This window comes from Cupriavidus sp. OV096 (genome assembly GCF_900115455.1).
GTDB lineage: Bacteria > Pseudomonadota > Gammaproteobacteria > Burkholderiales > Burkholderiaceae > Cupriavidus.
Window position 1 is genome coordinate 26,556 of the sequence record NZ_FOWM01000012.1, and the last position, 23,691, is coordinate 50,246.

At 69.1% G+C, this 23,691-nt stretch carries 25 protein-coding genes; 13 read left to right on the forward strand and 12 right to left on the reverse strand.

Going from position 1 to position 23,691, the window contains the following annotated elements; genetic code table 11:
- The first annotated feature begins 66 nt into the window (after positions 1 to 66).
- Complete coding sequence (ychF, locus tag BM115_RS21740) at positions 67 to 1,158, forward strand: redox-regulated ATPase YchF (protein ID WP_092299064.1); 1,092 nt, start codon at positions 67 to 69, stop codon at positions 1,156 to 1,158.
- A gap of 80 nt (positions 1,159 to 1,238) precedes the next feature.
- Here ychF and BM115_RS21745 read toward each other — a convergent pair whose 3' ends face one another.
- Genes BM115_RS21745 through BM115_RS21755 form a run of 3 tightly spaced genes read right to left on the reverse strand, consistent with a single transcriptional unit; the run spans position 1,239 to position 3,867 of the window.
- Entirely contained in the window at positions 1,239 to 1,739 is a 501-nt protein-coding gene (locus tag BM115_RS21745) for a GDYXXLXY domain-containing protein (RefSeq protein WP_092299067.1), read from the reverse strand.
- Positions 1,736 to 2,854: a DUF4401 domain-containing protein gene (locus BM115_RS21750; protein ID WP_092299070.1), complete on the reverse strand. Its 1,119-nt coding sequence runs from the start codon at positions 2,852 to 2,854 to the stop codon at positions 1,736 to 1,738. Before BM115_RS21750 ends, BM115_RS21745 begins: the two co-directional genes overlap by 4 nt.
- Positions 2,851 to 3,867: a DUF2157 domain-containing protein gene (locus tag BM115_RS21755; RefSeq protein WP_092299073.1), complete on the reverse strand. Its 1,017-nt coding sequence runs from the start codon at positions 3,865 to 3,867 to the stop codon at positions 2,851 to 2,853. Before BM115_RS21755 ends, BM115_RS21750 begins: the two co-directional genes overlap by 4 nt.
- Positions 3,868 to 4,040: 173 nt before the next feature.
- Here BM115_RS21755 and BM115_RS21760 point away from each other — a divergent pair, with 173 nt between their 5' ends.
- Positions 4,041 to 4,814: a 5'-methylthioadenosine/adenosylhomocysteine nucleosidase gene (locus tag BM115_RS21760; protein ID WP_092299076.1), complete on the forward strand. Its 774-nt coding sequence runs from the start codon at positions 4,041 to 4,043 to the stop codon at positions 4,812 to 4,814.
- A gap of 22 nt (positions 4,815 to 4,836) precedes the next feature.
- On the opposite strand, the gene BM115_RS21765 is transcribed toward BM115_RS21760, so the two are convergent.
- The gene (locus BM115_RS21765; RefSeq protein WP_092299079.1) at positions 4,837 to 5,079 is read right to left on the reverse strand and encodes a GlsB/YeaQ/YmgE family stress response membrane protein; all 243 of its coding nucleotides are present in this window, start codon (positions 5,077 to 5,079) and stop codon (positions 4,837 to 4,839) included.
- Positions 5,080 to 5,250: 171 nt separating this feature from the next.
- Here BM115_RS21765 and hemA point away from each other — a divergent pair, with 171 nt between their 5' ends.
- The 6 genes from hemA (at position 5,251) to BM115_RS21795 (ending at position 10,358) form a co-directional block, all read left to right on the forward strand.
- Positions 5,251 to 6,555 carry a glutamyl-tRNA reductase gene (hemA, locus tag BM115_RS21770; protein WP_092299082.1) on the forward strand — a complete coding sequence of 435 codons (1,305 nt, stop codon included), beginning with the start codon at positions 5,251 to 5,253 and terminating at the stop codon, positions 6,553 to 6,555.
- 124 nt (positions 6,556 to 6,679) lie between these two features.
- Positions 6,680 to 7,762, forward strand: coding sequence for a peptide chain release factor 1 (gene prfA, locus BM115_RS21775; protein WP_092299085.1), 1,083 nt, complete (start codon positions 6,680 to 6,682; stop codon positions 7,760 to 7,762).
- 203 nt (positions 7,763 to 7,965) lie between these two features.
- Complete coding sequence (locus tag BM115_RS21780) at positions 7,966 to 8,289, forward strand: hypothetical protein (RefSeq protein ID WP_092299088.1); 324 nt, start codon at positions 7,966 to 7,968, stop codon at positions 8,287 to 8,289.
- A gap of 167 nt (positions 8,290 to 8,456) precedes the next feature.
- Positions 8,457 to 9,341, forward strand: a complete 885-nt coding sequence (gene prmC, locus BM115_RS21785; protein WP_092299091.1) for a peptide chain release factor N(5)-glutamine methyltransferase — start codon at positions 8,457 to 8,459, stop codon at positions 9,339 to 9,341.
- Positions 9,342 to 9,420: 79 nt separating this feature from the next.
- Positions 9,421 to 9,732, forward strand: coding sequence for a Grx4 family monothiol glutaredoxin (gene grxD / locus BM115_RS21790; protein WP_092299094.1), 312 nt, complete (start codon positions 9,421 to 9,423; stop codon positions 9,730 to 9,732).
- A 2-nt stretch (positions 9,733 to 9,734) separates the two neighbouring features.
- Positions 9,735 to 10,358, forward strand: a complete 624-nt coding sequence (locus BM115_RS21795) for a UbiX family flavin prenyltransferase (protein WP_092299097.1) — start codon at positions 9,735 to 9,737, stop codon at positions 10,356 to 10,358.
- Between the two features lie 96 nt (positions 10,359 to 10,454).
- On the opposite strand, the gene BM115_RS21800 is transcribed toward BM115_RS21795, so the two are convergent.
- From BM115_RS21800 to BM115_RS21810, 3 genes are all read right to left on the reverse strand, one after another.
- Positions 10,455 to 10,685 (reverse strand): hypothetical protein, encoded by a 231-nt coding sequence (locus BM115_RS21800; protein ID WP_092299101.1) that lies wholly within the window; start codon positions 10,683 to 10,685, stop codon positions 10,455 to 10,457.
- A 198-nt stretch (positions 10,686 to 10,883) separates the two neighbouring features.
- Entirely contained in the window at positions 10,884 to 12,404 is a 1,521-nt protein-coding gene (locus BM115_RS21805; protein WP_092299104.1) for an L-piperidine-6-carboxylate dehydrogenase, read from the reverse strand.
- On the reverse strand, positions 12,401 to 13,612 hold the full coding sequence (locus BM115_RS21810) for a saccharopine dehydrogenase NADP-binding domain-containing protein (RefSeq protein WP_092299107.1): 1,212 nt from the start codon (positions 13,610 to 13,612) through the stop codon (positions 12,401 to 12,403). The genes BM115_RS21805 and BM115_RS21810 overlap by 4 nt, the downstream gene beginning before the upstream one ends.
- Positions 13,613 to 13,760: 148 nt before the next feature.
- Here BM115_RS21810 and BM115_RS21815 point away from each other — a divergent pair, with 148 nt between their 5' ends.
- Together BM115_RS21815 and dapB are read left to right on the forward strand one after the other, a co-directional pair.
- Positions 13,761 to 14,210 (forward strand): Lrp/AsnC family transcriptional regulator, encoded by a 450-nt coding sequence (locus BM115_RS21815; protein WP_092299110.1) that lies wholly within the window; start codon positions 13,761 to 13,763, stop codon positions 14,208 to 14,210.
- Between the two features lie 56 nt (positions 14,211 to 14,266).
- Positions 14,267 to 15,076: a 4-hydroxy-tetrahydrodipicolinate reductase gene (dapB, locus tag BM115_RS21820; protein ID WP_092299113.1), complete on the forward strand. Its 810-nt coding sequence runs from the start codon at positions 14,267 to 14,269 to the stop codon at positions 15,074 to 15,076.
- A 160-nt stretch (positions 15,077 to 15,236) separates the two neighbouring features.
- On the opposite strand, the gene BM115_RS21825 is transcribed toward dapB, so the two are convergent.
- From BM115_RS21825 to BM115_RS21845, 5 genes are all read right to left on the reverse strand, one after another.
- A complete protein-coding gene (locus BM115_RS21825; protein WP_092299116.1) occupies positions 15,237 to 15,989 on the reverse strand; it encodes a hypothetical protein in 753 nt (250 codons plus the stop codon).
- 98 nt (positions 15,990 to 16,087) lie between these two features.
- A complete protein-coding gene (locus BM115_RS21830) occupies positions 16,088 to 16,360 on the reverse strand; it encodes a hypothetical protein (protein ID WP_092299119.1) in 273 nt (90 codons plus the stop codon).
- 187 nt (positions 16,361 to 16,547) lie between these two features.
- Positions 16,548 to 18,062 carry a chloride channel protein gene (locus tag BM115_RS21835; RefSeq protein ID WP_092299122.1) on the reverse strand — a complete coding sequence of 505 codons (1,515 nt, stop codon included), beginning with the start codon at positions 18,060 to 18,062 and terminating at the stop codon, positions 16,548 to 16,550.
- A gap of 81 nt (positions 18,063 to 18,143) precedes the next feature.
- Entirely contained in the window at positions 18,144 to 19,124 is a 981-nt protein-coding gene (locus BM115_RS21840) for a Bug family tripartite tricarboxylate transporter substrate binding protein (protein WP_092299125.1), read from the reverse strand.
- A gap of 50 nt (positions 19,125 to 19,174) precedes the next feature.
- Positions 19,175 to 20,680 carry an acyl-CoA synthetase gene (locus BM115_RS21845; RefSeq protein WP_092299128.1) on the reverse strand — a complete coding sequence of 502 codons (1,506 nt, stop codon included), beginning with the start codon at positions 20,678 to 20,680 and terminating at the stop codon, positions 19,175 to 19,177.
- A gap of 120 nt (positions 20,681 to 20,800) precedes the next feature.
- Here BM115_RS21845 and BM115_RS21850 point away from each other — a divergent pair, with 120 nt between their 5' ends.
- From BM115_RS21850 to BM115_RS21860, 3 genes are all read left to right on the forward strand, one after another.
- Positions 20,801 to 21,721, forward strand: a complete 921-nt coding sequence (locus tag BM115_RS21850; RefSeq protein WP_092299131.1) for a LysR family transcriptional regulator — start codon at positions 20,801 to 20,803, stop codon at positions 21,719 to 21,721.
- A 74-nt stretch (positions 21,722 to 21,795) separates the two neighbouring features.
- Positions 21,796 to 22,326, forward strand: coding sequence for a winged helix-turn-helix transcriptional regulator (locus BM115_RS21855; RefSeq protein ID WP_092299134.1), 531 nt, complete (start codon positions 21,796 to 21,798; stop codon positions 22,324 to 22,326).
- Positions 22,319 to 23,686 (forward strand): MATE family efflux transporter, encoded by a 1,368-nt coding sequence (locus tag BM115_RS21860; RefSeq protein ID WP_092299137.1) that lies wholly within the window; start codon positions 22,319 to 22,321, stop codon positions 23,684 to 23,686. Before BM115_RS21855 ends, BM115_RS21860 begins: the two co-directional genes overlap by 8 nt.
- The last annotated feature ends 5 nt before the right edge of the window (positions 23,687 to 23,691 follow it).

The window sequence follows — 23,691 nt, forward strand, 5'->3', positions numbered from 1 at the left end:
GGATAAAGGCTGGCCAAGGGTGGCCATCCGCTAGAATACAGCCTTTGCTATTTCCAGCCAGACACCATGAGCCTCAAATGCGGCATCGTCGGCCTGCCCAACGTCGGCAAGTCCACGCTGTTCAATGCCCTGACCAAGGCCGGCATCGCCGCCGAAAACTATCCGTTCTGCACCATCGAACCCAATGTGGGCGTCGTGGAAGTGCCGGATCCGAGGCTTACGAAGCTGGCTGACATCGTCAAGCCAGAGCGCATCCTGCCGGCGACGGTGGAATTCGTCGATATCGCCGGCCTGGTGGCGGGCGCGTCCAAGGGCGAAGGCCTGGGCAACCAGTTCCTGGCCAATATCCGCGAAACCGACGCCATCACGCACGTCGTGCGCTGCTTCGAGGATCCGAACGTGATCCACGTGGCGGGCAAGGTCGATCCGCTGTCGGACATCGAAGTCATCAACACCGAACTGGCGCTGGCCGACCTGGCCACGGTGGAAAAGGCCCACGCGCGCTATATCAAGCCCGCCCGCGCCGGTGACAAGGAAGCGCTGCGCCTCGTGGCAGTGCTGGAGAAGGCACAAACCGTGCTCGACCAGGCCAAGGCCGTGCGCACGCTGGACCTGTCGCCGGAGGAATGGGAAGCCATCCGCCCGTTCTGCCTGATCACCGCCAAGCCGACGATGTACGTGGCCAACGTGCGCGAAGACGGCTTTGAGAATAATCCGCACCTCGACGCAGTGCGCGAGCACGCCAAGCTGACCAATTCGCCGGTCGTGGCCGTCTGCGCAGCCATCGAAGCCGAGATTGCCGACCTGGAAGACGCCGACAAGGCCGAATTCCTTGCCGACCTGGGCATGGAAGAACCCGGCCTGGACCGCGTAATCCGCGCCGGCTTCACGCTGCTGGGCCTGCAGACTTACTTCACGGCAGGCGTGAAGGAAGTCCGCGCCTGGACGATCCACGTGGGCGACACCGCCCCCAAGGCCGCCGGCGTGATCCACACCGACTTCGAACGCGGCTTCATCCGCGCGCAAACCATCGCCTACGATGACTTCATCCAGTTCAAGGGCGAACAGGGCGCGAAGGAAGCCGGCAAGATGCGCGCCGAAGGCAAGGAATATGTGGTGAAGGACGGGGACGTGATGAACTTCCTGTTCAACGTCTGAGGCAGGCGTAACAAACCCGAGAAAACCCGGCAGATGCCGGGTTTTTTGCTTTAGGGCGCAGCGCGAGCCCTCGCTCGCGGCTACAACGGCTTCAACTGTTCATCCCGCATGCCCACCAGCAGCGCCTGACCGCTGCTATCCAGCCGGAATTCGCCGTAGCGGGCCTTGGCGAACCGCTCCGCCTGTCCTTCCTGAAAGAACCACGCGTCGGTGGAGACCTGCACGATCGGGCCGCCCCAGCGCGAGGGGACGTTCTGGACGCGCAGGCGCCGCTCGCCCTCGGCCAGCGGCTGGCCGTTCTGCAGCCGGACCAGTTGCCCGACCCCGGCGGCGTCGCGGCGGATCACCACTTCGGTCTCCCGCTCGCGCGGGGACTGGGCGCGGGCCTGGGCGGCGGCGATTTCCAGCCCGAGGGCGAAATTCAGCGCCATGTAGTCGCCCTGCATGAGGGACCTCGGGTCCACGGGTGCCAGCCGAAGGTAGACGACCTCCCCATGCGACAGCACCCGTTCCTTGCCGACGATGACCGCCCCGGCCACGCCGATCACCAGCAGCCATGCCACCACGATCCATCGTTTCATGGTCGCGCCTCCATCCGTCGCATCACGATCCGAACCGCCAGCAGCAGCACGCCGGCCGCCACCAGCGTGGCGGACTTGGCCAGCAGCGTCCACTGGAGCGAGCCGTAGTACCAGACAAAGCCCGCGATGACCGCCGCGATGCCGAGCCCGAGCCATGCCAGCGACCCGCGCCGCAGGGCCAGCGCCAGTGCCAGCACGCCGGCACCGACTGCCGGCGCCATCACCATCAGCGTGGCGAAGGCCAGCGTCACACCCAGCACCGCCGCACCGATGCGCGGCTCGACATGCAGGCGCCGGCATTCGAACAACGCGAACATCAGCAGCACCGCCTCGGTCAGCGCCCCGGCCAGCCACGGCGCGAGCAGGCGCGGTGCGCCACGTTCATCGAAAACCCCAGCCAGCGGATGGTTTGCCCCGGTGACCAGCAGCGCCGCCGCCAGCGCGAAGACCAGCGTGGCGTCCGCGCCGGGCTCCCATCGCCCATGGTCGCCGCGCGCCGCCAGCCAATGCTCTTTCAGCACGAAGACGGTGACCACCGCGCAGGCCAGCGGCATCAGCCATCCGAGCGACCACGGCAGCACGACCCAGCCGTAGTGCCGGGCGCCGGCCAGCGCGATATTCAGCGCGAACGCCAGCGCCGTCCACGCGCCGAGCGCCACCACGAAACGATGGAGCCGGTTCGGCACGATGGCGTACAGCGCCACCTCGAACACGGCCACCGCGAGCCAGAACGCCGCGCGGTCCACCAGCCACTCGCCGCCGAGCATCTGGGCCGTGCCGAAGATCGCCATGCCCTGCCCGCCCAGGCTCAGGGCCAACGCGAACTGGCCGAGCGCGATGCGCCCGCTGCCCTCGCCGGCCATCCGGTACAGCAGCACGGCCCCGCCCAGCATCAGCAGCCCGGTCACCAGCATGGCCGGGCCGTTGCCGCTTGTTGCCGCGAACACCGAGCCGAGCAGGAATACCTGGAAGAACAGCGCGCCGAGCCAGCCCGCCGCGCCCATCAGCAGGCGAATGGGCCACGGCGTGCGCTGCGTGGCCACGTACTCTCCCTCGACCACGCCCTGTGCTGTGAGGTCGTCCCAGAGCTTTCGCTCCACCGCTTGCGCGCTCATGCCGGCCTCCCGCTGGCGTCACGCCATGCCCGCAGCAACCATGCCGCCGCCACCGCAGCCAGCCCTACCGTGACCAGCCCGAGCAGCAGGAAGATGCCGAAGTCGCCATGGCCCTCGGCGAGCAGGCGCCCCAGCGCCGACACCACCAGCCCGATGCCGGCGAGACACGCGAGGCTCAGCACGACGATGTCGAACGACGCGCGCCGCCGGAACCAGGCGCCGAGCCCGGCCAGCGCCACCGCGCCGGCCACTAGCCCCACCGCCTCCACGCGATGGACCAGCACGCTCGTCAGGCCCAGCCAGGCCGCATATCCACAGGCGAGCACGGCGATCAGGCGCGGGCCGGCATCGCCCCGAAAACCCCAGCGGGCCGCGCGGGCCGCCAGCACGTACCAGATCACCAGTTGGATGCAACACGCCAGCAGCAGGAACATCGTGGTCTCGCGCGCATGGCGCCCCGAAAACAGCAGGTCGAACATGCTGCCCACGCCCAGCCGCACACTGCCATAACGGAGCAGCGCCACGTTGCCGACCACGATCACCAGCCACCAGTGCGGCGCCGCCCGCGCGGCCAGCGCCCATGGCACGGCCAGCAGCGTCCACAGGGCGAACAGTTGCCAGGCATCGGCGCCGGTCTGGTAAGTCTGGCCGATCACGGCCATCCAGACCCCCGACACCACCTGCGCGCCGGCCAGCGCGGCCTGCCCGATGCCGTCCCCGGCCGGCCGCCATGCCGCCAGCGCCGCAAGCCCGGTCAGCAGGCCCGCCAGCAGCCCGAACTTGGCGAACTTGTGCAGCGCCTCCCAGTTGAACGCGAAGAAGACGATGACGCCGGCGCAGAGCAGCGCGGTGCCGAGCGCCAGCAGCGCCCGCTCGAGCCAGCGGTGCCAGTCGGCCCGCGCCGGCAAGGTGCGGGCCCACGCGGGCGCAAGGCTTTCCGCGCCAAGGCGATCCTGGGCGCGCCAGTCGGCCAGCGCCTGCTGGGCCATGCGTCGATCTGAAAGGGGTTCCAACGGAATTCTCCCGGGCTGGAATGCGATGGAAAACGATGGAATGCGAACGCAAGCGCACTGTAGCAAAGCGGCCTGCCCGTGCCTATGAGAGGGTTCTGAAAACGCGGCGCCCCGCTTCCGCCGCGCTCCCGGCGCCGGTATGCTGGCGCCTTTCTCATCCAATCCGGGCAGCCATGACCCTCGGCATCCTTGCCGCGCTCCACGACGAAGTCGATGGACTGATCGCCGCCATGCGGCACGAAGACGCGCGCGCCACCGTGCGCACCATCGGCATGCGGGACTACTACGCCGGCACGCTCCACGGGCAGTCCGTGGTGCTGGTGCTCGCGCGCGTGGGCAAGGTGGCGGCGGCGGCCACCACGGTCACGTTGATCCGCGAGTTCGGCGTCGACGAGATCGTGTTCACGGGGCTGGCGGGCGGCGTGGGGCCCGAGGTGCGCGTGGGCGATATCGTCGTGGCAGACCGCACCCTCCAGCACGACCTGGACGCCCGCCCGCTGTTCCCGCGCCACGAGGTGCCGCTGCTGGCGCGCGCCGATTTTCCGGCCGATGCAGCGCTGACGGCGGCGCTGCGGACGGCGGCCGACGACTTCCTGCGCCTCGACCTCGCCACCGAAGTGCCGGACGGCGTGCTGGCCCGCTTCGGCGTGGCCGCGCCGCGCCTGCACGTGGGCATGGTGGCCAGCGGCGACCAGTTCATCAACGCCCCGGCGGCCGTGGCTGACTTGCGGGAGCGCCTGCCGGGCGTGCAGGCAGTGGAGATGGAAGGCGCGGCGCTGGCCCAGATCTGCTACGAGTACGGCGTGCCCTATGCAGTCATGCGTACCGTATCGGACCGGGCCGACGATGTCGCGCATGTGGACTTTTCGGCATTTTTGCGCGACGTGGCGAGCCACTATTCGAGCGCGATCCTGCGGCGCTTCCTGTCCGCGCGGGGTCAAGCCTAGGCAGCCGGCGGGGCGGACAGCCCTACCGTCGCGGGCGCGCCACACCCCAGACGCCGACCAGCAGCGCCGCGCCGACGATCGCGGCGGTCCAGCCCGAGAGCTGGCCGTCGGTAAACAAGTGGGCCGCGCGCCCGCCGTAGAAGGCGCCCAGCGCGCCGAGCACACCCAGCACCAGCGCGGCCGGCAGGCTCACGACCCGCCCGGCCGGGTGCATCTGGCGTCCCGCCAGGCCCACGATCGCCCCCACCACCACCAAGCCGAGCATCGGCACCCCCTATTTGATCCGGATTCGGCCAGCACCGCGTGACCGCGCCGTAACAATACTGGCGTTTTGGCGCACTTGGAACAAAACGCCCCCTCGCCCTGCAAAATCGCGGCCCGGCGGTATAATGGCCATCGCTTCCGGCTACGATCCGGATGGCAACGAACCCCACAAATGCAACTGCTCGCGATCGGCATCAATCACACTACGGCACCCGTCTCGCTCCGCGAGCGTGTGGCGTTTCCGCTTGAGCAGATCAAACCGGCCCTGGGCGCCCTGCGCACCCATCTGGCCGGCCGCAGCGGCACCGAGGCCGCCATCCTCTCCACCTGCAACCGTACCGAGATCTACTGCGCCACCGATGTGCTGCAGCCCGGTGCGGACGGCTTCGAGCACACGCTGCGCTGGCTGGCCCAGCACCACAACGTGCCGGCCGGCGAACTGGCCCCCCATCTGTATGCCCTGCCCCAGTCCGAAGCCGTGCGTCACGCGTTCCGCGTGGCCAGCGGACTCGACTCGATGGTGCTCGGCGAAACGCAGATCCTGGGCCAGCTCAAGGACGCGGTGCGCACCGCTGGCGAGGCCGGCGCGCTTGGCACCTACCTGAACCAGCTGTTCCAGCGCACCTTCGCCGTGGCGAAGGAAGTGCGCGGCCAGACCGAGATCGGCGCCCATTCGGTGTCGATGGCTGCCGCCGCCGTGCGGCTCGCCCAGCGGATTTTCGAAAGTGTTTCGACCCAGCGCGTGCTGTTCATCGGCGCGGGCGAGATGATCGAGCTGTGCGCCACGCACTTCGCCGCGCAGATGCCGCGCCAGATCGTGGTGGCCAACCGCACCGTCGAGCGTGGCGAGCGGCTGGCCGAGCAACTGGCCGAACAGGGCCTGACCACGCAGGCCATCCGCCTGCAGGATCTGGGCGAGCGGCTGCATGAGTTCGACATCGTGGTGTCCTGCACCGCGAGTTCGCTGCCGATCATCGGCCTGGGCGCCGTGGAGCGCGCGGTCAAGCGCCGCAAGCATCGCCCGATCATGATGGTCGACCTGGCCGTGCCGCGCGACGTGGAACCCGAGGTAGCGCGCCTGAACGACGTGTTCCTGTACACCGTGGATGACCTCGGCGCCGTGGTGCGCGAGGGCAGCGCGCTGCGCCAGGCCGCCGTGGCGCAGGCCGAGGCGATCATCGAAAGCCGCGTGCAGAACTTCATGCACTGGCTGGAGACGCGCAGCGTGGTGCCGGTGATCCGCGAGATCCAGTCCAACGGCGAGGCCATGCGCCAGGCCGAACTCGAACGCGCGCGCCGCATGCTGGCGCGTGGCGACGACCCCGAAGCCGTGCTGGAAGCCCTCTCCGGCGCGCTGACCCGCAAGTTCCTGCACGGCCCCACCCACGCGCTGAACCACACCCAGGGCGAAGACCGCGAGGCGCTGCTGCGCCTGGTACCGGGCCTGTTCCGCCACAGCAGCCACTCCGAGCGCTAGCCGCGCTCGTCCCCGGCCGGCCGCGCCGGCCCGCTGGCGTCCCTGCCAGCGCCCCTCGGTTCGCCCTCCACGGCGCCGCGCAGGCCTCCCCCCTCATCGCGCCCCAGTTTCCTTTCGGATCCCCATGAAAGCCAGCATGCTCAACAAGCTCGACCAACTGGCCGAGCGACTCGATGAAGTCAACGCCCTGCTTGCCCGCGAGGACGCCACGGCCAACATCGACCAGTACCGCAAGCTCTCGCGGGAGCATGCCGAGCTGTCGCCGGTGGCCGAGCAATACGGCCAGTACCGGCAGGCGCAGGAGGATCTGGCCACGGCGCAGGCGTTGCTGGACGACCCCGAGATGAAGGAGTTCGCCGCCGACGAGATCGACGCGGCGCGCCAGCGGCTGGAAGACCTCGCCGCCAGCCTTCAGACCCTGCTGCTGCCGAAGGATCCCAACGACGACCGCAACCTGCTGCTGGAAATCCGCGCCGGCGCCGGCGGCGAGGAAAGCGCGCTGTTCGCCGCCGACCTGCTCCGCATGTACACGCGCTATGCGGAACGGCAGCGCTGGCAGGTGGAGGTGATGAGCGAGTCCGAGTCGGACCTGGGCGGCTACAAGGAAGTGATCGTGCGGATTGCCGGCGACGCGGCGTTCTCGAAGCTGAAGTTCGAGTCGGGCGGGCACCGCGTGCAACGCGTGCCGGCCACCGAGGCGCAGGGCCGCATCCACACCTCGGCCTGCACCGTGGCGGTAATGCCGGAGGCGGACGAGGTGGGCGAGGTGGAGATCAACCCGTCCGACCTGCGCGTCGATACCTTCCGCGCGTCCGGCGCGGGCGGCCAGCACGTGAACAAGACCGATTCGGCGGTGCGGCTGACCCACCTGCCCACCGGCATCGTGGTGGAGTGCCAGGACGACCGCAGCCAGCATCGCAACAAGGACAAGGCGATGAAGGTGCTGGCGGCGCGCATCAAGGACATGCAGCTGCGCGCGGCGCAGGCCAAGGAAGCCAGCACGCGGCGCAACCTGATCGGCACGGGCGACCGCAGCGACCGCATCCGCACCTACAACTTCCCGCAGGGCCGCGTGACCGACCACCGCATCAACCTCACGCTCTACAAGATCGACATGATCATGGACGGCGACCTCGACGAATTGCTCGCCTCGCTCTCCGCCGAACACCAGGCCGACCAGCTCGCCGCACTCGGCGACGAGGGCTGATTTTCATCTCGCAGTGATGATTTCATCACCCGTGGGCAAGTGTTTGTAACGGAGGTAAATGCTTGAAACAGCACTGGCCCGCCAAAAGGCGGTGTCTATAATCGATTCGACCAGACCGCCCCCATGCGTCACTTTCCGCACCTGGTGGCATACGAAGTCTGGGCTGAAGTCGACTCCTCAAAACAGACACCAAGGATGAAATCATGAAGAAACTGCTCGCCCTGTTGATGATCACCGCCGCCATGGCGGCTTGCAGCAAGAAGGAAGACGCCCCGGCCGCCAACGCCGACGCCGCCATGCAGAGCGCTGCCGAATCGGCCAAGGCCGCCGCCAGCGATGCCGCCGCCGCCGCAGCAAACGCCGCGGACGCCGCCAAGGCCGCCGCGAGCGGTGCCGCCGCCGATGTCTCGGCCGCCGCCGAACAGGCCAAGACCGATGCCGGCCACGCCATGGCCAACGCCAAGGAAGCCGCACGCGATGCCGTGAACACCACGGCAGACAAGGCCAAGGAAACCGTCAATAAGTAATTGGTCCATATGGAATCACGCCGCTCGCGCGCCCGCGCGTTGCCAAATCGGCTTACACTGAGCGGCTAATACCGGGCGCCCTTGTGGCGCCAGCAAAGAACCCCGTCGCGCCAGGCCCCGACGGGGTTTTTTGCACCCGCTCTCCCAGTTTCAGCCATCTATTTCCGATGTCTTCCACACCGTCGGGCGCCCTGTCGCCCGCCCCCACGCTGCGCGAAGCCCAGACGCTGGCTGCGATGACCGGCCTGCCGGCGCTCGAAGCCCGCATGCTGCTGTCCCACGTGACCGGCCTCACGCGTACGCAACTCATCACGCGTGATACCGACCATCTCAATGCAGCACAACGTGATGCATTCTCCACGTTGATGGCGCGGCGGCTGGCCGGTGAGCCGATGGCCTACCTGCTGGGCGAGCGCGAATTCTTCGGCCGCACTTTCCGCGTGACGCCCGATGTGCTGATTCCGCGTCCTGATACCGAGATAGCCGTGGAAATGTCGCTGGCGCGCGTGGCCCATGTGCACGCGCCGCGTGTGCTGGACCTCGGCACCGGCTCCGGCATCCTGGCTGTGACGATTGCCCGCGAGCGCTCCGACGCCGAGGTCTGGGCGACCGATATCTCGCCGGGTGCGCTGATGGTGGCCCAGGACAACGCCCGCGCGCTCGAGGCGCATGGCATCCACTTCCTGGTGTCGGACTGGTACGAAGCCGTGCCGGACACCCTGCGCTTCCACCTGATCGTCAGCAATCCACCCTACATCGCCTCCGGCGACCCGCATCTGGTGGAGGGCGACCTGCGTTTCGAGCCGATCGACGCCCTCACCGACCACGAGGACGGCCTGTCCGACCTGGCCACCATCGTGGCCGGCGCGGCGGATCGCCTGCTGCCCGGCGGCTGGCTGCTGATGGAGCACGGCTACGACCAGGGCGCGGCCACGCGGGCGCTGCTTGAGGCGGGTGGATTTACCGAGGTGGCCACCGCCCGCGACCTCGCCGGGCAGGAGCGGTGCAGCGGCGGGCGATGGTCGGGCGAATCCGGTAAAATTCCGACCTGACATCCGCTTCGGCGGAAATCCCCATCCCCAGACACTGGCGACGCCACACGGCGCCGCGCGCAACCGGAAGCTACACACCATGAGTGACGTACAACAGAAGATCGACCAGATCGTGAAGGGCAGCCCCGTGGTCCTGTTCATGAAGGGCACGGCGCAGTTCCCGATGTGCGGCTTCTCCGGCCGTGCCATCCAGATCCTGAAGGCCTGCGGCGTGGACACCCCGACCACGGTCAACGTGCTCGAGGACGAAGGCATCCGCCAGGGCATCAAGGAATATGCGAGCTGGCCCACGATTCCGCAGCTCTACGTGAACGGCGAGTTCGTCGGCGGCTCGGACATCATGATGGAGATGTACCAGAACGGCGAACTGCAATCGCTGCTGAAGTCGTAATCATGCCCGTACCGGATGGCGCCGTGCCGCAACGGCTGATCGTCGCCATCACGGGCGCAACGGGCGCCATCTATGGCGTCCGGCTGCTGCAGGTGCTGCAAGGCGTGGCGGGGGTGGAAACCCACCTGCTGATTTCGCCCGCCGGCGTGATGAACCTCCAGCACGAACTCGATATCAGCCGCGCCCAGGTGGAGTCGCTGGCAGGCGTGGTGCACAACGTGCGCGACATCGGCGCGACCATCGCCAGCGGATCGTTCCGCGCCCATGCGATGGTCGTGGCGCCCTGCTCGATGCGCACGCTGGCCGCCATCGCCCATGGCCTCTCCGACAACCTGATCACCCGCGCGGCGGACGTCACGCTCAAGGAACGGCGCAAGCTGGTACTGATGGTGCGTGAAACGCCGCTGAACCTGGCGCACCTGCGCAATATGACGGCGGTCACGGAGATGGGCGGGATCGTGTTCCCGCCGGTGCCCGGCTTCTACCAGAAGCCGCAGACGATTGCGGAACTGGTCGACCATACGGTCGGGCGCGTGCTCGATCTCGTCGATCTGCCAGAGATCGGTCAGTCGCTCACGCCAAGTTGGGGCGGGCTGAACCCGGCTGCGGCCGACGCCGGCAACTAGGGCTCTGCCCGCTTCTGCTTGTTCTACCTGCTTCTGCTTCTGCTTCTTCTGCTTCTTCTTCTACCCGCTTCTTCCACCTGCTAGTTTGGCGACGGCTTACCAGCCGCCGCGATAGTAGCGTCGGCCGCCACCGTAGTAGCCGCGATGGTAGCCACCGCCGTATCCGCCGTAGTAGTACGGCGCGGGGCGCACCACCACGGCGGGCGGGCCCACATAGACCGGCGCTGGCGCCACGGCCACCGGGGCTGGCTCGATGGCCGGGCCATACGGCGTGGGATACACCGCGCAGCCACCCAGCAGCGCCGCGCCTGCGGCGGCCAGACCCATCACAATCGTTCTTGTCGTTCCCATCGCATCGTCCTTGAGAGTGCCAGGCATTGCCTGCGGCAGCGCCTACCCTCATAAACGTTATACGGGCCGGTCTGGTAATACAGCGTCAACTTGCTGTAACCCGTGTTACGAGTCGCAACATCTTCCTGCACGTAAATCGGCGAACAGCGATGGACGCGATCGGCACGGGAGCGATTACAGATCGAAGCGAATGCCTTGTGCCAGCGGCAATGCATCGCCGTAGTTGATGGTATTGGTCGCCCGGCGCATGTAGCCCTTCCACGCATCGGAGCCGGACTCGCGCCCGCCGCCGGTGGCCTTCTCCCCGCCGAAGGCGCCGCCGATCTCGGCGCCGCTGGTGCCGATGTTCACGTTGGCGATGCCGCAGTCGCTGCCCGCCGCCGAGACGAACAGTTCGGCCTCACGCAGGGACTCGGTGAAAAGGCAGGACGACAGCCCGTGCGACGCCGCGTTGTTCAGCGCGATGGCCTCGTCGAGCGAGGTGTACGGCATCAGGTAGAGGATGGGCGCGAAGGTCTCCGTCAGCATGGTGTCGTGCTGGGTGTCGGTCAGCACCAGTGCGGGCCGCACGTAGCAGGCGTGCGGATAGCGGTCCGCCAGCAGCCGTTCGCCGCCGTGCACGACGTTGCCCTGCGCGCGGCAGGCGGCCAGCGCGTTGGCCATGGTGTCGCCGGCGGCCATGTCGATCAGCGGGCCGACCAGCGTGCCCGCCTGCAGCGGATCACCCACCGGCAGCCGCGCGTAGACCTGGCGCAGCCGGTTGGTCACGGTCTCGATCAGGTCGACGTGGACAAAGGCGCGTCGCAGCGTGGTGCAGCGCTGGCCGGCGGTGCCGGCTGCCGAAAAGGTCATCGCGCGGATGGTCAGTTCCAGGTTGGCCGATGGCGCGACGATGGCCGCGTTGTTGCCGCCCAACTCGAGGATGGTGCGCTTGAACCGCCCGGCGCAGGCCATGCCCACCTCGCGGCCCATGCGCGTGGAACCGGTGGCGCTGATCAGCCGCACGGCCGGATGCTGCACGAGCTGCGCGCCGAGCGTGCGCCCGCCCGGCAGCACTACGCAGAGGCCGGCGTGCTGGGGCGCCGCCTCATCGAATACCCGATCGAGCAGCGCCTGCGCGGCCAGCGCGCACAGCGGCGTCTTCTCCGACGGCTTCCAGACCACGCCGTTGCCGCAGACCAGCGCCAGCGCCGCGTTCCACGCCCACACCGCCACCGGGAAGTTGAACGCCGAAATCACCCCGCACAGCCCGAACGGATGCCAGGTCTCGCGCATCGCGTGCGCGGGGCGCTCCGAGGCAATCGTCAGCCCGTGAAGCTGGCGTGAGAGTCCGACGGCAAAGTCGCAGATATCGATCATCTCCTGCACTTCGCCGAGTCCTTCCTGGAGGATCTTGCCGGACTCCAGCGCCACCAGCCGCCCCAGCGCGGCCTTGTGCATGCGCAGCGCCTCGCCGAAGCGCCGCACCACCTCGCCACGCGCCGGGGCCGGGGTCAGCGCCCAGGTGGTCTGCGCCGCGTGCGCGCGGGCGATGCGGGCATCGGCGTCGGCCACGGGGCAGGCCGGCAGGTGGCCGAAGATTTCCCCATCGACGGGCGAGCGCAGCGCAAGGGCCTCGCCCGCGCCATGCGAATCGTCCCAAGGCTGGCGCAGGCCCATGGCCTGCCAGCATGCGGCTATGTCCTGCGCTTTCATGCGAGCGTCTCCTGTAGCGGGTGGTGGCTGTAATGCTGGCCGAACCGGTTGGCCAGGAAGCGATCGAGCGGCATGGCTTCCTGCGGCACGAAGCCGGACCGGGGCAGCACGCCCGTCGCCACGAGGTCCAGCGCGGTGCAGATGCCAGCGGCCGTGGTGAGCTGGATGGCGTTGACGTGGCCGATGCCGCCAAAATCCTCCATCCCGCCGATCCGCGCCGAGAAGGACGCCTGCGTCAGCGGCCCCCGCCCACCCTGTCCGCCATGGCCACCCTGCCCGGCTTTGGCGCCGGGATGCCCCGTGGCGCTCGCGAACACGATCACCACATCCTGCTCGGTCACCGGAATGGCGTGCTCGAAGATCTCGCGCAGCCAGCTCCGGCGCTCGCGCAGCCGCAGGTCGTTCAGCAGCAGCTTCATCTGGGCGCAGTGCCCCGGGTAGCGGATCGACTTGTAATCGACATGGCGCGCGCGGCCCGCCAGGGTATCCGGCAGCGTGCCCAGGCCCCCTGAGGTATTAAAGGCTTCGTACTCGATGCCGTCCAGCGCGAAGGACTCCTGGCCCTCCAGCGCCGCCAACTCCACGCGGCGGCCATCGACAATGGCTTCGCACGGGTTGCAGTACTCGTTGATCAGCCCTTCCGTGCTCCAGGTGAGGTTGTACTTGAGCGCGTTGCTCGGGTAGCGCGGCAGCGCGCCCACGCGCATGCGCAGGTCGAGCAGGTCGCCGCCGTCCCGCAGGAAGCGCCGCGCCAGATCATTGCCCACCACGCCGATAAATCCCGGCGCCAGGCCGCACTGCGGCATCAGCACCGAGCGCGCGCCTTGGGCCAGTTGGCGGATGGCGTGGGTGGCCGCCACGTCCTCGGTCAGATCGAAGTAATGCACGCCGAGCCGCGCGGCCACGGTGGCCACGTGGATGGCCGCGTGGAACGGCAGCGCGTTGAGCACGGCATCGGCGCCAGCCAGCAAGGCGGCGCAAGTGCCGGGCTCGGTCGGGTCCCCGGCGCGCACGGCGATCTGGCGCGGCAGGCCGTCCAGCCGGTGCGGGTCATGGTCGACCAGACAGACGCGGTAGTCGCCGGTGTCGGCGAGCATCGTCGCGATCACACGGCCGATCTTGCCGGCGCCGAGCACGACGACCGACAGCGGCCGGGGCGACTGGGTCAGGTCCCGTGCTGCGCCGGGACCGAGGTTGGATGGTTGCATGATGGCTCCCCCGTCAAAAATGCGTGAATCCGTGAGGGAAGTATGGGCAGCGGCGCGCACGTTTTGTAGCTGCAAGATCGACGAAAACGCCCCATAATCGGACGTATCGACGATCCATCCTGACGAAACGTCACCCCGAGCGAACACCATGGCAGACCTCGACCAGACCGACCGGCACCTGCTGTCCCTGCTGCAGGGCAACGCGCGCGAGAGCGCAGCCAATCTCGCCCGCGTGCTGGGCATCGCCCGGACCACAGTGGTGGCGCGCATCGCCCGGCTTGAAAAGTCCGGCGTGATCGCCGGCTTTGGCGTGCGGCTGGGCGGGCGGATGGAGGACAACGCGATCCTGGCCTTCTGCGGCCTGTCCGTGCAGCCGAAGGCCGCGCCCACGGTGGTCCGGGCGCTGCAGCGCTTTCCGGAGATCGAGGAACTGAACTCGGTCAGCGGCCCGGTGGACTACATGGCCGTGATCCGCTGCGATACCCACGCCCGCCTCGACAAACTGCTAGACGAGATCGGCATGCTCGATGGGGTGAATCACACCACCACGTCGATCGTGCTGGCGCGCAAGATCGACCGCCGGCGCGCGGCCGGATAGCGCGCTATGCTTGGGCGCTTTGGTCAGGCGCTTTGGCCAACATTAAGGAGATGACGATGAGCGATCGGATTCGCGTTGCCGTGGGCGGCGTCACCGGCTGGGCGGGCGGTGAACTGGCGCGCGGCGTGGCGCACGCGCCGGACATGACGCTCGTGGCCGGCCTCTCGCGCGGCGCCGCCGGGCAGCCGCTGGCGCAGGTGACCGGCCATGCGGACACCCCCGGCGTGGCCGCCGCCAGCATCGAGGCGCTGGGCGCCACGCCCTACGATGTCTACGTCGAGTACACCAAGCCGAACATCGCCAAGCACAACATCCTGCAGGCGCTGGCGCATGGCGCGCACGTGGTGGTGGGCACGTCCGGGCTGACCGACGACGACTACGCCGAGATCGACGCCGCCGCGCGGCAGGCCGACCGTGGCGTGCTCGCCTGCGGCAATTTCGCGATCACGGTGGTGCTGTTGCAGAAGTTCGCCGAGCTGGCGGCGCGCCACCTCGACCACTGGGAAATCATCGACTACGCCAAGGCGGGCAAGGTCGATGTGCCGTCCGGCACGGTGCGCGAACTGGCCTTCCGGCTCGGCGAGATCAAGGCCGCCACGCAGGTCGTGCCGGTGGATCAGGTCAACGGGCCGAAGGAAACGCGCGGCGCGACGATGTCCGGCTCGCAGGTCCATGCCGTGCGGCTGCCCGGGTACCAGTTGGGCGTCGAAGTGATCTTCGGCGCGGACGGCCAGCGCCTGCACCTCAAGCACGAGGCGGGCGATGGCTCGAAGCCGTATGTGTCCGGCGCGCTGCTGGCCATCCGCAAGGTGCGCGGCCTGCGCGGTCTGGTGCGGGGGCTGGATAAGGTGATGGAGGGGCTGTAGGCACCGGGGAAGGCCGGCGCGAATTGGATGCGCCGCCCCTCTCCCCCGGCCCCTCTCCCGCAAGCGGGCGAGGGGAGCAAACCGGCGGTGTTCCTCCCCTCTCCCTTTGGGAGAGGGGTCGGGGGAGAGGGCCGGCGCCCGCTACCCTATCACCCCCCAATCACCAGGAACCCGGGTTCACCGGCTTGGCCGGTTCCTTCTTCGACTTGTCGGACTTCTCGGACTTTTCCGGCTTCTTGGCGCCCGGCGCCGAAGCCGGCGGGGCGAGCGCCTTGTCCACCTCGGCATCGCGGTTCGCCATCAACGCACGCGCCTGCGGCAGCATCAGCTCGATGGTGCCCTCGTTCGGATTCTCGGGAATCGCGTACAGCTCCACGGTGAGCGGGCGACGCATCCAGCCGGCGTGGATCGCCTTCACGGGCTTGCCGGCCTTGTCCTTCATGTCTTCCTGTTCCTGCCGGAACGGCTTGCCATAGCGCGCGGTCAGCGACTGGACCGCGGCGTCCTGCGAGCGGATGCCGTCGGTCGGCACGATTACGCCGACCAGCGCGTTGCCATCGACGAACGCCACCAGGCGCGCACCATCCATGAACGCGGGACGCTTGTCGCGCGGCACGCCCACCTGGCGCATCACGCCGTCGCCGCGCAATTCCACGCAGAACGCGGTCACGTCGCGGCCATCGGGGGTGCGATGGTCGGCGCAATCGGGCAGTGTGGGCAGCGGATTGCCGATCTCCAGCACGTGGAGCATCGGCGCCAGCAAGTCATTGGCGGACGGCGTGGCGGATGTGGACGGAGCGGCGGGGGCGGCGGGGGTGGCGGCAGGCTGCGACGCAGCGGCCTTCGGTGCGGCATGGGCGGCCGTGGCCGCCAGCAGGGCGGCGGCGGCCAGCCCGGCGAGGGAAACTCTCAAAACTGACTCCTGAAATCGGCTCCGCATTGGAGCCCACCCCGTGGCAGGGGTTCCAGCCGCGACCTTACCACGGCGCGCAAGAGCGCTTAATAACGCACTTAATAGAGCACTTGTTTCAGGTAATGGCAGCCGACCAGGGCGATGCCGATGACCACGGCCCAGAGCATCAGGCGCGGCACGATGCTCGGCGGCAGTTGCGTCGACGGCGTGCGCTGGACCAGCGGCGTGCGCATGCGGGAATTGGTTTGCAGCCCGCGCGTGTGCCAGATCGCCGTGTCGGCGCCCAGATCCTGCACGATCGGACGATGTGTGGCGGTCGATGTCGTCGGCTTGGTGGCCGGGCGCGTGCCGGCCGGTCGTTGCGATCCCATTCCAGCTCCCCCTCAGAAGATTCCCGACGCATCGCGGTGTGCCGCCGGTACACAGCGCGGCCGGGAAGTCTGCTGCTGCCGGTCCGCGCGCGGCACATGGTATGCCATCGCCAGCCCCCACGCCACAACGGCCAAGGGGGGCGATGCGAAACTGAGACACCCCCGCGGAAACGCGCCCGCCAGGAGGTCAGCCCGGGGCGGCCTTGCGGCCGATCGCCATGGCCTCGCGCCGGAACGCGTGACCCATGTGGTGATAGAACGGATGCGGGTTGAACTGGCGCGACAGGAACGACGCCAGCAGCGACGACGCCAGCAGGAACAGCGTCAGGTCCTGCGTCCGCGTCATCTCCATGACGATCACGCTGGCGGTGATCGGCGCCTGCGTGGCGGCGGCCAGGAAGGCGGCCATCGACACCAGCGCCAGCACGCGCGGCTCGGTCATGCCCGAGAGGAAGTGCGACACGGTCTCCCCGATGCCCGCCCCGATGGCCAGCGCCGGCGTGAAGATCCCGCCCGGAATGCCGGCGAAGTACGACACCACCGTGGCCCCCAGCTTGGCCAGCCCGAACCACAGCGTGTGGTGGGATTCGCCATTGATCAGCGCGGACGCCTGCTCGTAGCCAGTGCCGAAAGTAGCGCCGGCCGTGGCCCAGCCTAGCGCCGCCACCACCAGCCCGCAGCCGAATGCCACCCAGATGGGATGGTCGACCACCCACGCGCGCCAGCGCGACGGCGTGAGCCCCGGCACGCCCGCAATCAACACCTTGGCGAACAGCCCGCCGAACACGCCGTTGACCACGGCGCAGAGCAGCACCGGGCCCCAGGCGTCGTGGAGCACCAGCATCGGCACCTTCACGTTGAAATACGGGTTGTTGCCGAGCACGGCCAGCGACAGGAACCCGGCCGTCAGCACGCCGGACAGCACCAGGCGGTCCCAGCGCACGGCGGTACCGCGTCCGAGTTCCTCGATGGCGAACACCACACCGGCCAGCGGGGTATTGAACGCGGCGGCCAGCCCGCCCGCCGCGCCGGCGGCGATCAGCGCATTGGGATGAAAGCCGATCCGGAAGCGGAACTTGTCCTGGCACCAGCGGCCCCAGGCCAGCATCGCCGCCGCGCCGACCTGCACCGAGGGCCCCTCGCGGCCCACCGAGGCGCCGGCCATCAGCGCGCCAGTGGTCAGCAGCACCTTCCACATCGACTGGCGGAACGACACCAGCACGCCCTGCGCCACCCCATCGGGCGGCAGCGTGACGGCGGCAATCACCTGCGGAATGCCGCTGCCGCGCGCCTGCGGGGCGAGGCGGATGGTCAGCCAGCGCAACGCGGCCAGCCCGAACGGCAGCAGCACGAACGCCAGCCACGGCGTGGCCGTGGTCACCTGCGCGTTCCAGCGCAACGCCAGTTCGGCGATATAGGCGAAGACGATGGAGAACAGCGCGACGCAGCCGGCGCCGCACATAAACACGCCGTAGCGCAGCGACGTGCGCGAGATGCGGCTGACCTGGCGGGTCTTGCGCCGGGCCGCGTGGCGGGCCTGCAGGTGCAGCGCGCGCAGGCGGCCGGTCTCGGCGGCGGCGCGGGAATCGGCGGACGGGGGGGACGTCGGGGAATCTGACGAGGGAGGCGAAGCGGACGAAGGCGGCGATGCAGGCGAATCGGACGAAGCGGACGGATCTGGCGGCTCGGCGGAATCGGTCATGGCGGGGGCGGTGAGGATCGAAACGTCCCCGTACTATACGCCCCCACCCTCCCCCAAGCTGCCCCCGATCGCCCCGTTGGCTCAGTCCAGGCTGATGTGGTTGGCCCGGATGACCTTGCCCCAGTTGTCGCGGTCGGCGGCCACGTAGCGGTCGATCTCGGCCTGCGTGCGCGGCGCCTGCACGACCAGCCCCAAGGCGCCGAAGGTGCTGCGGAACTGCGGATCGACCAGCACGCGCGCGGCGGCGGCCTGGAGCCGGGCCACGGCCTCGGGCGGGGTCTGCGCCGGCACGGCGAGCCCGAACCACGTGGCGGCGTGGAAGCCCGGATAGCCGCTTTCGGCCACCGTCGGCACGTTGGGCAGCACGTCCAGTCGCGCGTTGCTGGTCACGGCCAGCGCCTTGAGCTTGCCAGCCTTGATATGGGGCAGCGAGGTGCTGACCACATCGACCATCAACTGGGTGTCATTGGCCAGCAGCGCCGACAACGCCGGCGCGCTGCCGTTGTAAGGCACGTGGGTCATGTCGATGCCCAGCTCGGACTTCAGCATCTCGGTGGCCAGCTGCAGCGGGTTGCCGAGCCCCACGGACGAGTAGTTGAGCTTGCCGCCGGCCGCCTTGGCGTAGGCCGCGAAGTCCCGGATATTGGCCGCCGGCACCTGCGTGTTGGTGACGACTACCAGCGGCACCTCGATGCCGATGGCGATGACCTTGAAGTCCTTCGGGTCATAGCCGGTCTTCTTGTACAGCATGGGATTGAGCACCATGCTCGCGCTGGTCCCCATCAGCATGGTGTAGCCGTCCGGCTGCGCGCGCGCCACGCTTTGCGTGCCGACCATGGTGTTGGCGCCGGGGCGGTTCTCCACCACCACGGGCTGCTTCAGGTCGCGCGCCATGCCTTCGGCCAGCGCCCGGCCGAACTGGTCCGTGGAGCCGCCCGGGGTGTAGGGCACCACCAGCTTGACCGGCCGCTCGGGCCAGGCCGCGAAGGTGGCCGGTGCGTGGCCGATGGCCAGCGCAAGGCCGAACGCCCCCGCCGCCAGTTGGGCGAATGTGCGATGCATGGTTGTCTCCTGTTGTATTTATATAGAGGGCGGGTGCGCCGGGCCGGGGTTCAGACCCGCCGCTGGCGCCCCGCCCAGTGCTGGTCGCGCAGCCGGCGCTTGGCCAGCTTGCCGGTCTCGTCGCGCGGCAGGCGCGCGGTGATCTCGATCGTCCGGGGCACCTTGAAGCCCGACAGCCGCGCCTTGAGCCAGTCGATCACGGCCGCCGGCACGATCTCCGCGCCCGGCATCGGCTCGATCACGCCGTGGAGCCGCTCGCCGTATTCGTCGTCCGGCACGCCGAACACCACGCAGTCGGCCACGCCCGGATAGCGCACCAGTTCATGCTCGATCTCGGCCGGGTAGATGTTCACGCCGCCCGAGATCACCATGTCCGAGGCGCGGTCGCAGATGAACAGGTAGCCATCGGCATCGAGGTAGCCGAGGTCGCCCAGCGTGACCCGGCCTTCTCGGTCGATGGCCCGGCGCGCGGCGTCGTTGTTCAGGTAGGTGAAGTCCGGGTAGGCCGGCTGGCGCACGTAGACCAGGCCGGTTTCGCCGGGCGCGCACGGCTGGCCGGCTTCGTCGAGGATGCGCACGCTGGCGGCATCGACAGGCCGGCCCGCCGTGCCGGGGCGCTGCGCGGCGTCCTCGGGCGTGGCGACGGTAATCATGCCGGCCTCGCTCGACGCATAGGTCTCGTGGATCACCGGCCCGAACCATTCGATCATCGCCCGCTTGACCTCGGGCGAGCACGGCGAGCCGGTAGATGCCACGAAGCGGATCGACGACAGGTCGTAGCGCGCGCGCACCTCGGCCGGCAGCTTCAGCAGCCGCACGTACATGATTGGCACGAGGTAGAGCACGTCGATGCGGTGTTCCTCCACCAGCGCCAGCACCTGCTCGGCGTCGAAGCGCGGCGTCAGCACCAGCCGCTCGGCCATCTGCAGGGCGTTCTGGATGAACACGCCCGGCGCGCTGTGATAGAGCGGCGCGGACATCAGCGCGCGGCAGCCGGGCACCACGCCGATGGCCTTGGCCACCACCGAGCGCATGCGGGTGAGCTGGTCGTCGAGTTGGTCCAGCGGCACGGCTTCGCGCAACACGCCCTTGGGGCGGCCGGTGGTGCCGGAGGTGTAGGCCAGATGGCCGCGCGGGGCCACACGCGGGCCGTCGTACGGGGTCTGGCTGGCAAGCCAGGGTTCGTATTCGATGGCATCAGCGGAGGTGCCGGGATGCGTGCCACCCACCGCCAGCACGGCCACCCCGGCGGGGATCACCGCGTTGAGGGCAGGCAGCAGGTCCGCATGGGCGATCAGCACGCGCGCGCCGCTGTCTTCGAGCAGGAAGCGCACTTCCTCGGCCGTGAAGTGCCAGTTGATCGGGCAGTAATAGGTGCCGGCGGTACGACACGCAAAGATCACATCGGCGAAGACCGGGTCGTTGCGCAGCAGCACGGCCACCACGTCGCCCTCCTGCAAACCCAGCCGTCGCAAGCCGCCCGCGAGGTGCGTGCCGCGTGCCAGTACCTCCGCGCCGGGTCGGTGCAGCGATTCGAACCAAAGGTCTGCGGGCATGCGGTCTCCATCTCAACATTCGACAAGCGGTCCATCGTAAAGCCCATCGCTGAGATCGACAATCCGGTAGTTCGGAATCACAATGTTGCGCCAGACTTTACAATCTTTCAGACACCTCGCATGGACCTCAACCTGATTCAGGCCTTCGTCGATATCGTGGAAGCCGGCAACCTCGCCGAGGCGGGCCGGCGGCGCGGCGTCACGCGCTCGCAGATCAGCCGGCAACTCGGGCAGCTCGAGGATCAGGCCGGCACGCAACTGCTGCGGCGAACCACGCGGCGGCTGGAGATGACGGACTCGGGGCAGTCCCTTTACGAGCATGGCCTGCGCATCCTGCAGGAAGTGGCGGCGGCGCAGGCCGAGATCGACAGCCTGGGCAAGACGCTGCGCGGCCATGTGCGGGTCAGCGTGCCCACCGGGCTGGGGGACGCCTTTATCGCCCCGCTGCTGCTGCAGTTTGCCGAGCGGCACCCGGGCATCTCGCTGCGCGTGTTCTTCGCCAACCGCGTGACGGACCTGATTGCCGCCGAGATCGACGTGGCGCTGCGCGTGACCTCCGAGCCGCCGCTGGACACCGTGGCGCGCGAGGTCTGCGCCATCCGCTGGCAGTTGTGCGCCTCGCCGGGCTACCTCGCTCAGGTGCCGCCCGTGCGGGAGCCGGCCGATCTCGCCGCATGCCGATTTCTCTGTCCGCCCTACACAACCAGACGATTCTCATTGACCTTGGGCCGCGATAGCTGCAATGGGCCGGAACGATGTAGCGTCGAGATCACCCCCTACCTGCAATCGGAACACTTTCCCTTCCTGATCCGGGCCGTGCGCGAGGGCCATGGCATCAGCCTGCTGCCGGTCTACGCCGGCTGGGAGGATGTGCGGCGCGGCTCACTGGTGCCGGTGCTGCCAGACTGGAAGCCCGAAGGACTGGGCAATCGGCTCTACATCATCACCACGCCGAATCCGCATCCGTCGATGGCCACGCGGGCGCTGATTTCGTTCCTGCGGGAGGCGGTGGCCGGGCTCGACGTCTTCCGCACCTCCTAGAAAACGGGCTGGCAAACTTTCAATTTGCAAGCTATTCTCTCCTCAACTTGCAGATCAAAAGTAAAAGAGGAGACATGGCCCCCACCGATTTTTCCAACATGCCCTGCCCCGTGGCGCGCTCGATGGCGATGCTCGGCGAGCGCTGGGCGATCCTGCTGATGCGCGAGGCCTACTACGGCAGCACGCGCTTCGACGAATTCGAACGGCACCTCGGCATTGCGCCGAACATTCTCAGCGCGCGGCTCAAGACGCTGGTCAGCCATGGCCTGCTGGAGAAGTCGCCCGCGCCGGGCGGCGGCGCGCGCCATATCTATACGCTGACCCAGATGGGCCGCGACTTCTTCCCCGTGTACGTGTCGCTCAAGCAGTGGGCGGAGCGCTGGCTGGCCGATGAGAAAGGGCCGCCGACGATCTTCGAGGACGAGCGCGACGGCGGCGAGATCGTCGCCGGCGGCCTGACCCGGCCCGATGGCAGCACGATCACCGCGGACGACCTGCGCGTGCGGCCCGGCCCCGGCGCGGGCCGCTACATCCGCGCGCGCTTCGGCGACGCGGACGACCAGATCGAAGCCGGCGCAGGCAGCGAGGCCATCGACCATGAATAAGCCCGATGCCCTCACCCTCGGCGCGAGCGCCCAGGCCCCTGCCGACCCCGTTCCCGCCTCCGAACTCGCCCGCCGCATCGCCGTGCTGGCCGCGCCGACCAGCCTGGTGGCCTTCCTCCAGGCCGGCGCGCAGTTGATCGAAACCTGGCTGGCCGCGCGCCAGGGCACCGCCTCGCTGGCCGGCTGGGCCGTGGTACTGCCCTTTGCGCTGCTGCTCCAGCAGATGTCCGCCGGCGCGATGGGCGGCGGCGTGGTGTCGGCCATCGCCCGCGCGCTCGGGGCCGGCAAGCGCGAGGACGCCTCGTCGCTGGTCATGCACGCGGTGATCATCGCCGTGGTGGCCGGGCTGGTCTTCGCCGTGGCGCTGGCCGGCTTCCCGCATGCCGTGTTCGGCGCCGTGGCCGGCCCCACCGCCGCCGAGGCCGCCGCGACCTACGCGATCTGGCTGTTCGGCGTGGGGGCGATTCCCGCCTGGCTGACCAACACGCTGGCCTCGGTGCTGCGCGGCGGCGGGCGCCACGCGCTGGCCGCGCGCGTGCTGTGCGTGATGTGGATCGTGTTCCCGGTGCTGTCGTGGTATTTCGCCGAGCGTATGGGCATGGGTCTCGCCGGCATCGGCGCGGCGCTGGCGGCGGTGTCCTGGGCGGCCTCGCTCGCCATGGCCTGGGTGGTGATGCGCGGGGGCGCCGGCTTTGTGCCGACGCTGCGCGTGCGGCCCTCGGGCGCGCTGTTCCATCGCATCCTGTCGGTCGGGCTGGTGGCGTGCGCGCTGGCCTCGGTGGCCAACCTGACGACCATCCTCGTCACCGCGCAGCTGCGCCACTACGGCACCTCGGTGGTGGCCGCGTATGGCATTTCGGCGCGCCTGGAATTCCTGATGATTCCGCTCGCGTTCGGCGTGGGCTCGGCGCTGACCGCGCTGGTCGGCCGTGCCGTAGGCGCCGGGGACTGGCATACCGCGCGCCGCACGGCGTGGGTGGGCGCGCTGATCGCACTGGTCATCGCGGGGGCCGTGGGCGCCGCCGTGGGACTGGCGCCGATGTCGTTCGCGTCGCTGTTCACCGACGATGTCGAAGTCCGCGAGATTGCCGCGCGGGCGCTGTCCTGGGTGGGGCCGGCCTTCGGCGGCTTCGGGCTGGGCATGGCGCTCTACTTCGCCTCGCTGGGCGCCGGGCGGATGCGCGGCCCCATCGCCGCCGGGCTGTGCCGCATCGCGCTGGCGGCCGGTGGCGGCTGGCTGCTCGCCAATGTGGCGGGGATGGGCATCGACGGCCATTTCCTCGGCGTGGCGCTCGGCATCACGGCCTACGGGCTGGTGACGGCGCTGGGCGTGCGGCGCGGCGAGTGGTCGCCGCGCTGAGGGAA

What these genes read in the sequence shown, in the direction of transcription:
- ychF (WP_092299064.1), top strand. Translation starts at nt 67, where the DNA reads ATGAGCCTCAAATGCGGCATCGTCGGCCTGCCCAACGTCGGCAAGTCC.
- BM115_RS21855 (WP_092299134.1), top strand. Translation starts at nt 21,796, where the DNA reads ATGGCCCCCACCGATTTTTCCAACATGCCCTGCCCCGTGGCGCGCTCG.
- BM115_RS21830 (WP_092299119.1), bottom strand. Translation starts at nt 16,360, where the DNA reads ATGGGATCGCAACGACCGGCCGGCACGCGCCCGGCCACCAAGCCGACG.
- prfA (WP_092299085.1), top strand. Translation starts at nt 6,680, where the DNA reads ATGAAAGCCAGCATGCTCAACAAGCTCGACCAACTGGCCGAGCGACTC.
- BM115_RS21805 (WP_092299104.1), bottom strand. Translation starts at nt 12,404, where the DNA reads ATGAAAGCGCAGGACATAGCCGCATGCTGGCAGGCCATGGGCCTGCGC.
- hemA (WP_092299082.1), top strand. Translation starts at nt 5,251, where the DNA reads ATGCAACTGCTCGCGATCGGCATCAATCACACTACGGCACCCGTCTCG.
- BM115_RS21840 (WP_092299125.1), bottom strand. Translation starts at nt 19,124, where the DNA reads ATGCATCGCACATTCGCCCAACTGGCGGCGGGGGCGTTCGGCCTTGCG.
- BM115_RS21750 (WP_092299070.1), bottom strand. Translation starts at nt 2,854, where the DNA reads ATGAGCGCGCAAGCGGTGGAGCGAAAGCTCTGGGACGACCTCACAGCA.
- BM115_RS21765 (WP_092299079.1), bottom strand. Translation starts at nt 5,079, where the DNA reads ATGCTCGGCTTGGTGGTGGTGGGGGCGATCGTGGGCCTGGCGGGACGC.
- BM115_RS21860 (WP_092299137.1), top strand. Translation starts at nt 22,319, where the DNA reads ATGAATAAGCCCGATGCCCTCACCCTCGGCGCGAGCGCCCAGGCCCCT.
- BM115_RS21800 (WP_092299101.1), bottom strand. Translation starts at nt 10,685, where the DNA reads ATGGGTCTGGCCGCCGCAGGCGCGGCGCTGCTGGGTGGCTGCGCGGTG.
- BM115_RS21835 (WP_092299122.1), bottom strand. Translation starts at nt 18,062, where the DNA reads ATGACCGATTCCGCCGAGCCGCCAGATCCGTCCGCTTCGTCCGATTCG.
- BM115_RS21780 (WP_092299088.1), top strand. Translation starts at nt 7,966, where the DNA reads ATGAAGAAACTGCTCGCCCTGTTGATGATCACCGCCGCCATGGCGGCT.
- BM115_RS21745 (WP_092299067.1), bottom strand. Translation starts at nt 1,739, where the DNA reads ATGAAACGATGGATCGTGGTGGCATGGCTGCTGGTGATCGGCGTGGCC.
- BM115_RS21810 (WP_092299107.1), bottom strand. Translation starts at nt 13,612, where the DNA reads ATGCAACCATCCAACCTCGGTCCCGGCGCAGCACGGGACCTGACCCAG.
- dapB (WP_092299113.1), top strand. Translation starts at nt 14,267, where the DNA reads ATGAGCGATCGGATTCGCGTTGCCGTGGGCGGCGTCACCGGCTGGGCG.
- BM115_RS21850 (WP_092299131.1), top strand. Translation starts at nt 20,801, where the DNA reads ATGGACCTCAACCTGATTCAGGCCTTCGTCGATATCGTGGAAGCCGGC.
- BM115_RS21845 (WP_092299128.1), bottom strand. Translation starts at nt 20,680, where the DNA reads ATGCCCGCAGACCTTTGGTTCGAATCGCTGCACCGACCCGGCGCGGAG.
- BM115_RS21815 (WP_092299110.1), top strand. Translation starts at nt 13,761, where the DNA reads ATGGCAGACCTCGACCAGACCGACCGGCACCTGCTGTCCCTGCTGCAG.
- BM115_RS21795 (WP_092299097.1), top strand. Translation starts at nt 9,735, where the DNA reads ATGCCCGTACCGGATGGCGCCGTGCCGCAACGGCTGATCGTCGCCATC.
- BM115_RS21760 (WP_092299076.1), top strand. Translation starts at nt 4,041, where the DNA reads ATGACCCTCGGCATCCTTGCCGCGCTCCACGACGAAGTCGATGGACTG.
- grxD (WP_092299094.1), top strand. Translation starts at nt 9,421, where the DNA reads ATGAGTGACGTACAACAGAAGATCGACCAGATCGTGAAGGGCAGCCCC.
- prmC (WP_092299091.1), top strand. Translation starts at nt 8,457, where the DNA reads ATGTCTTCCACACCGTCGGGCGCCCTGTCGCCCGCCCCCACGCTGCGC.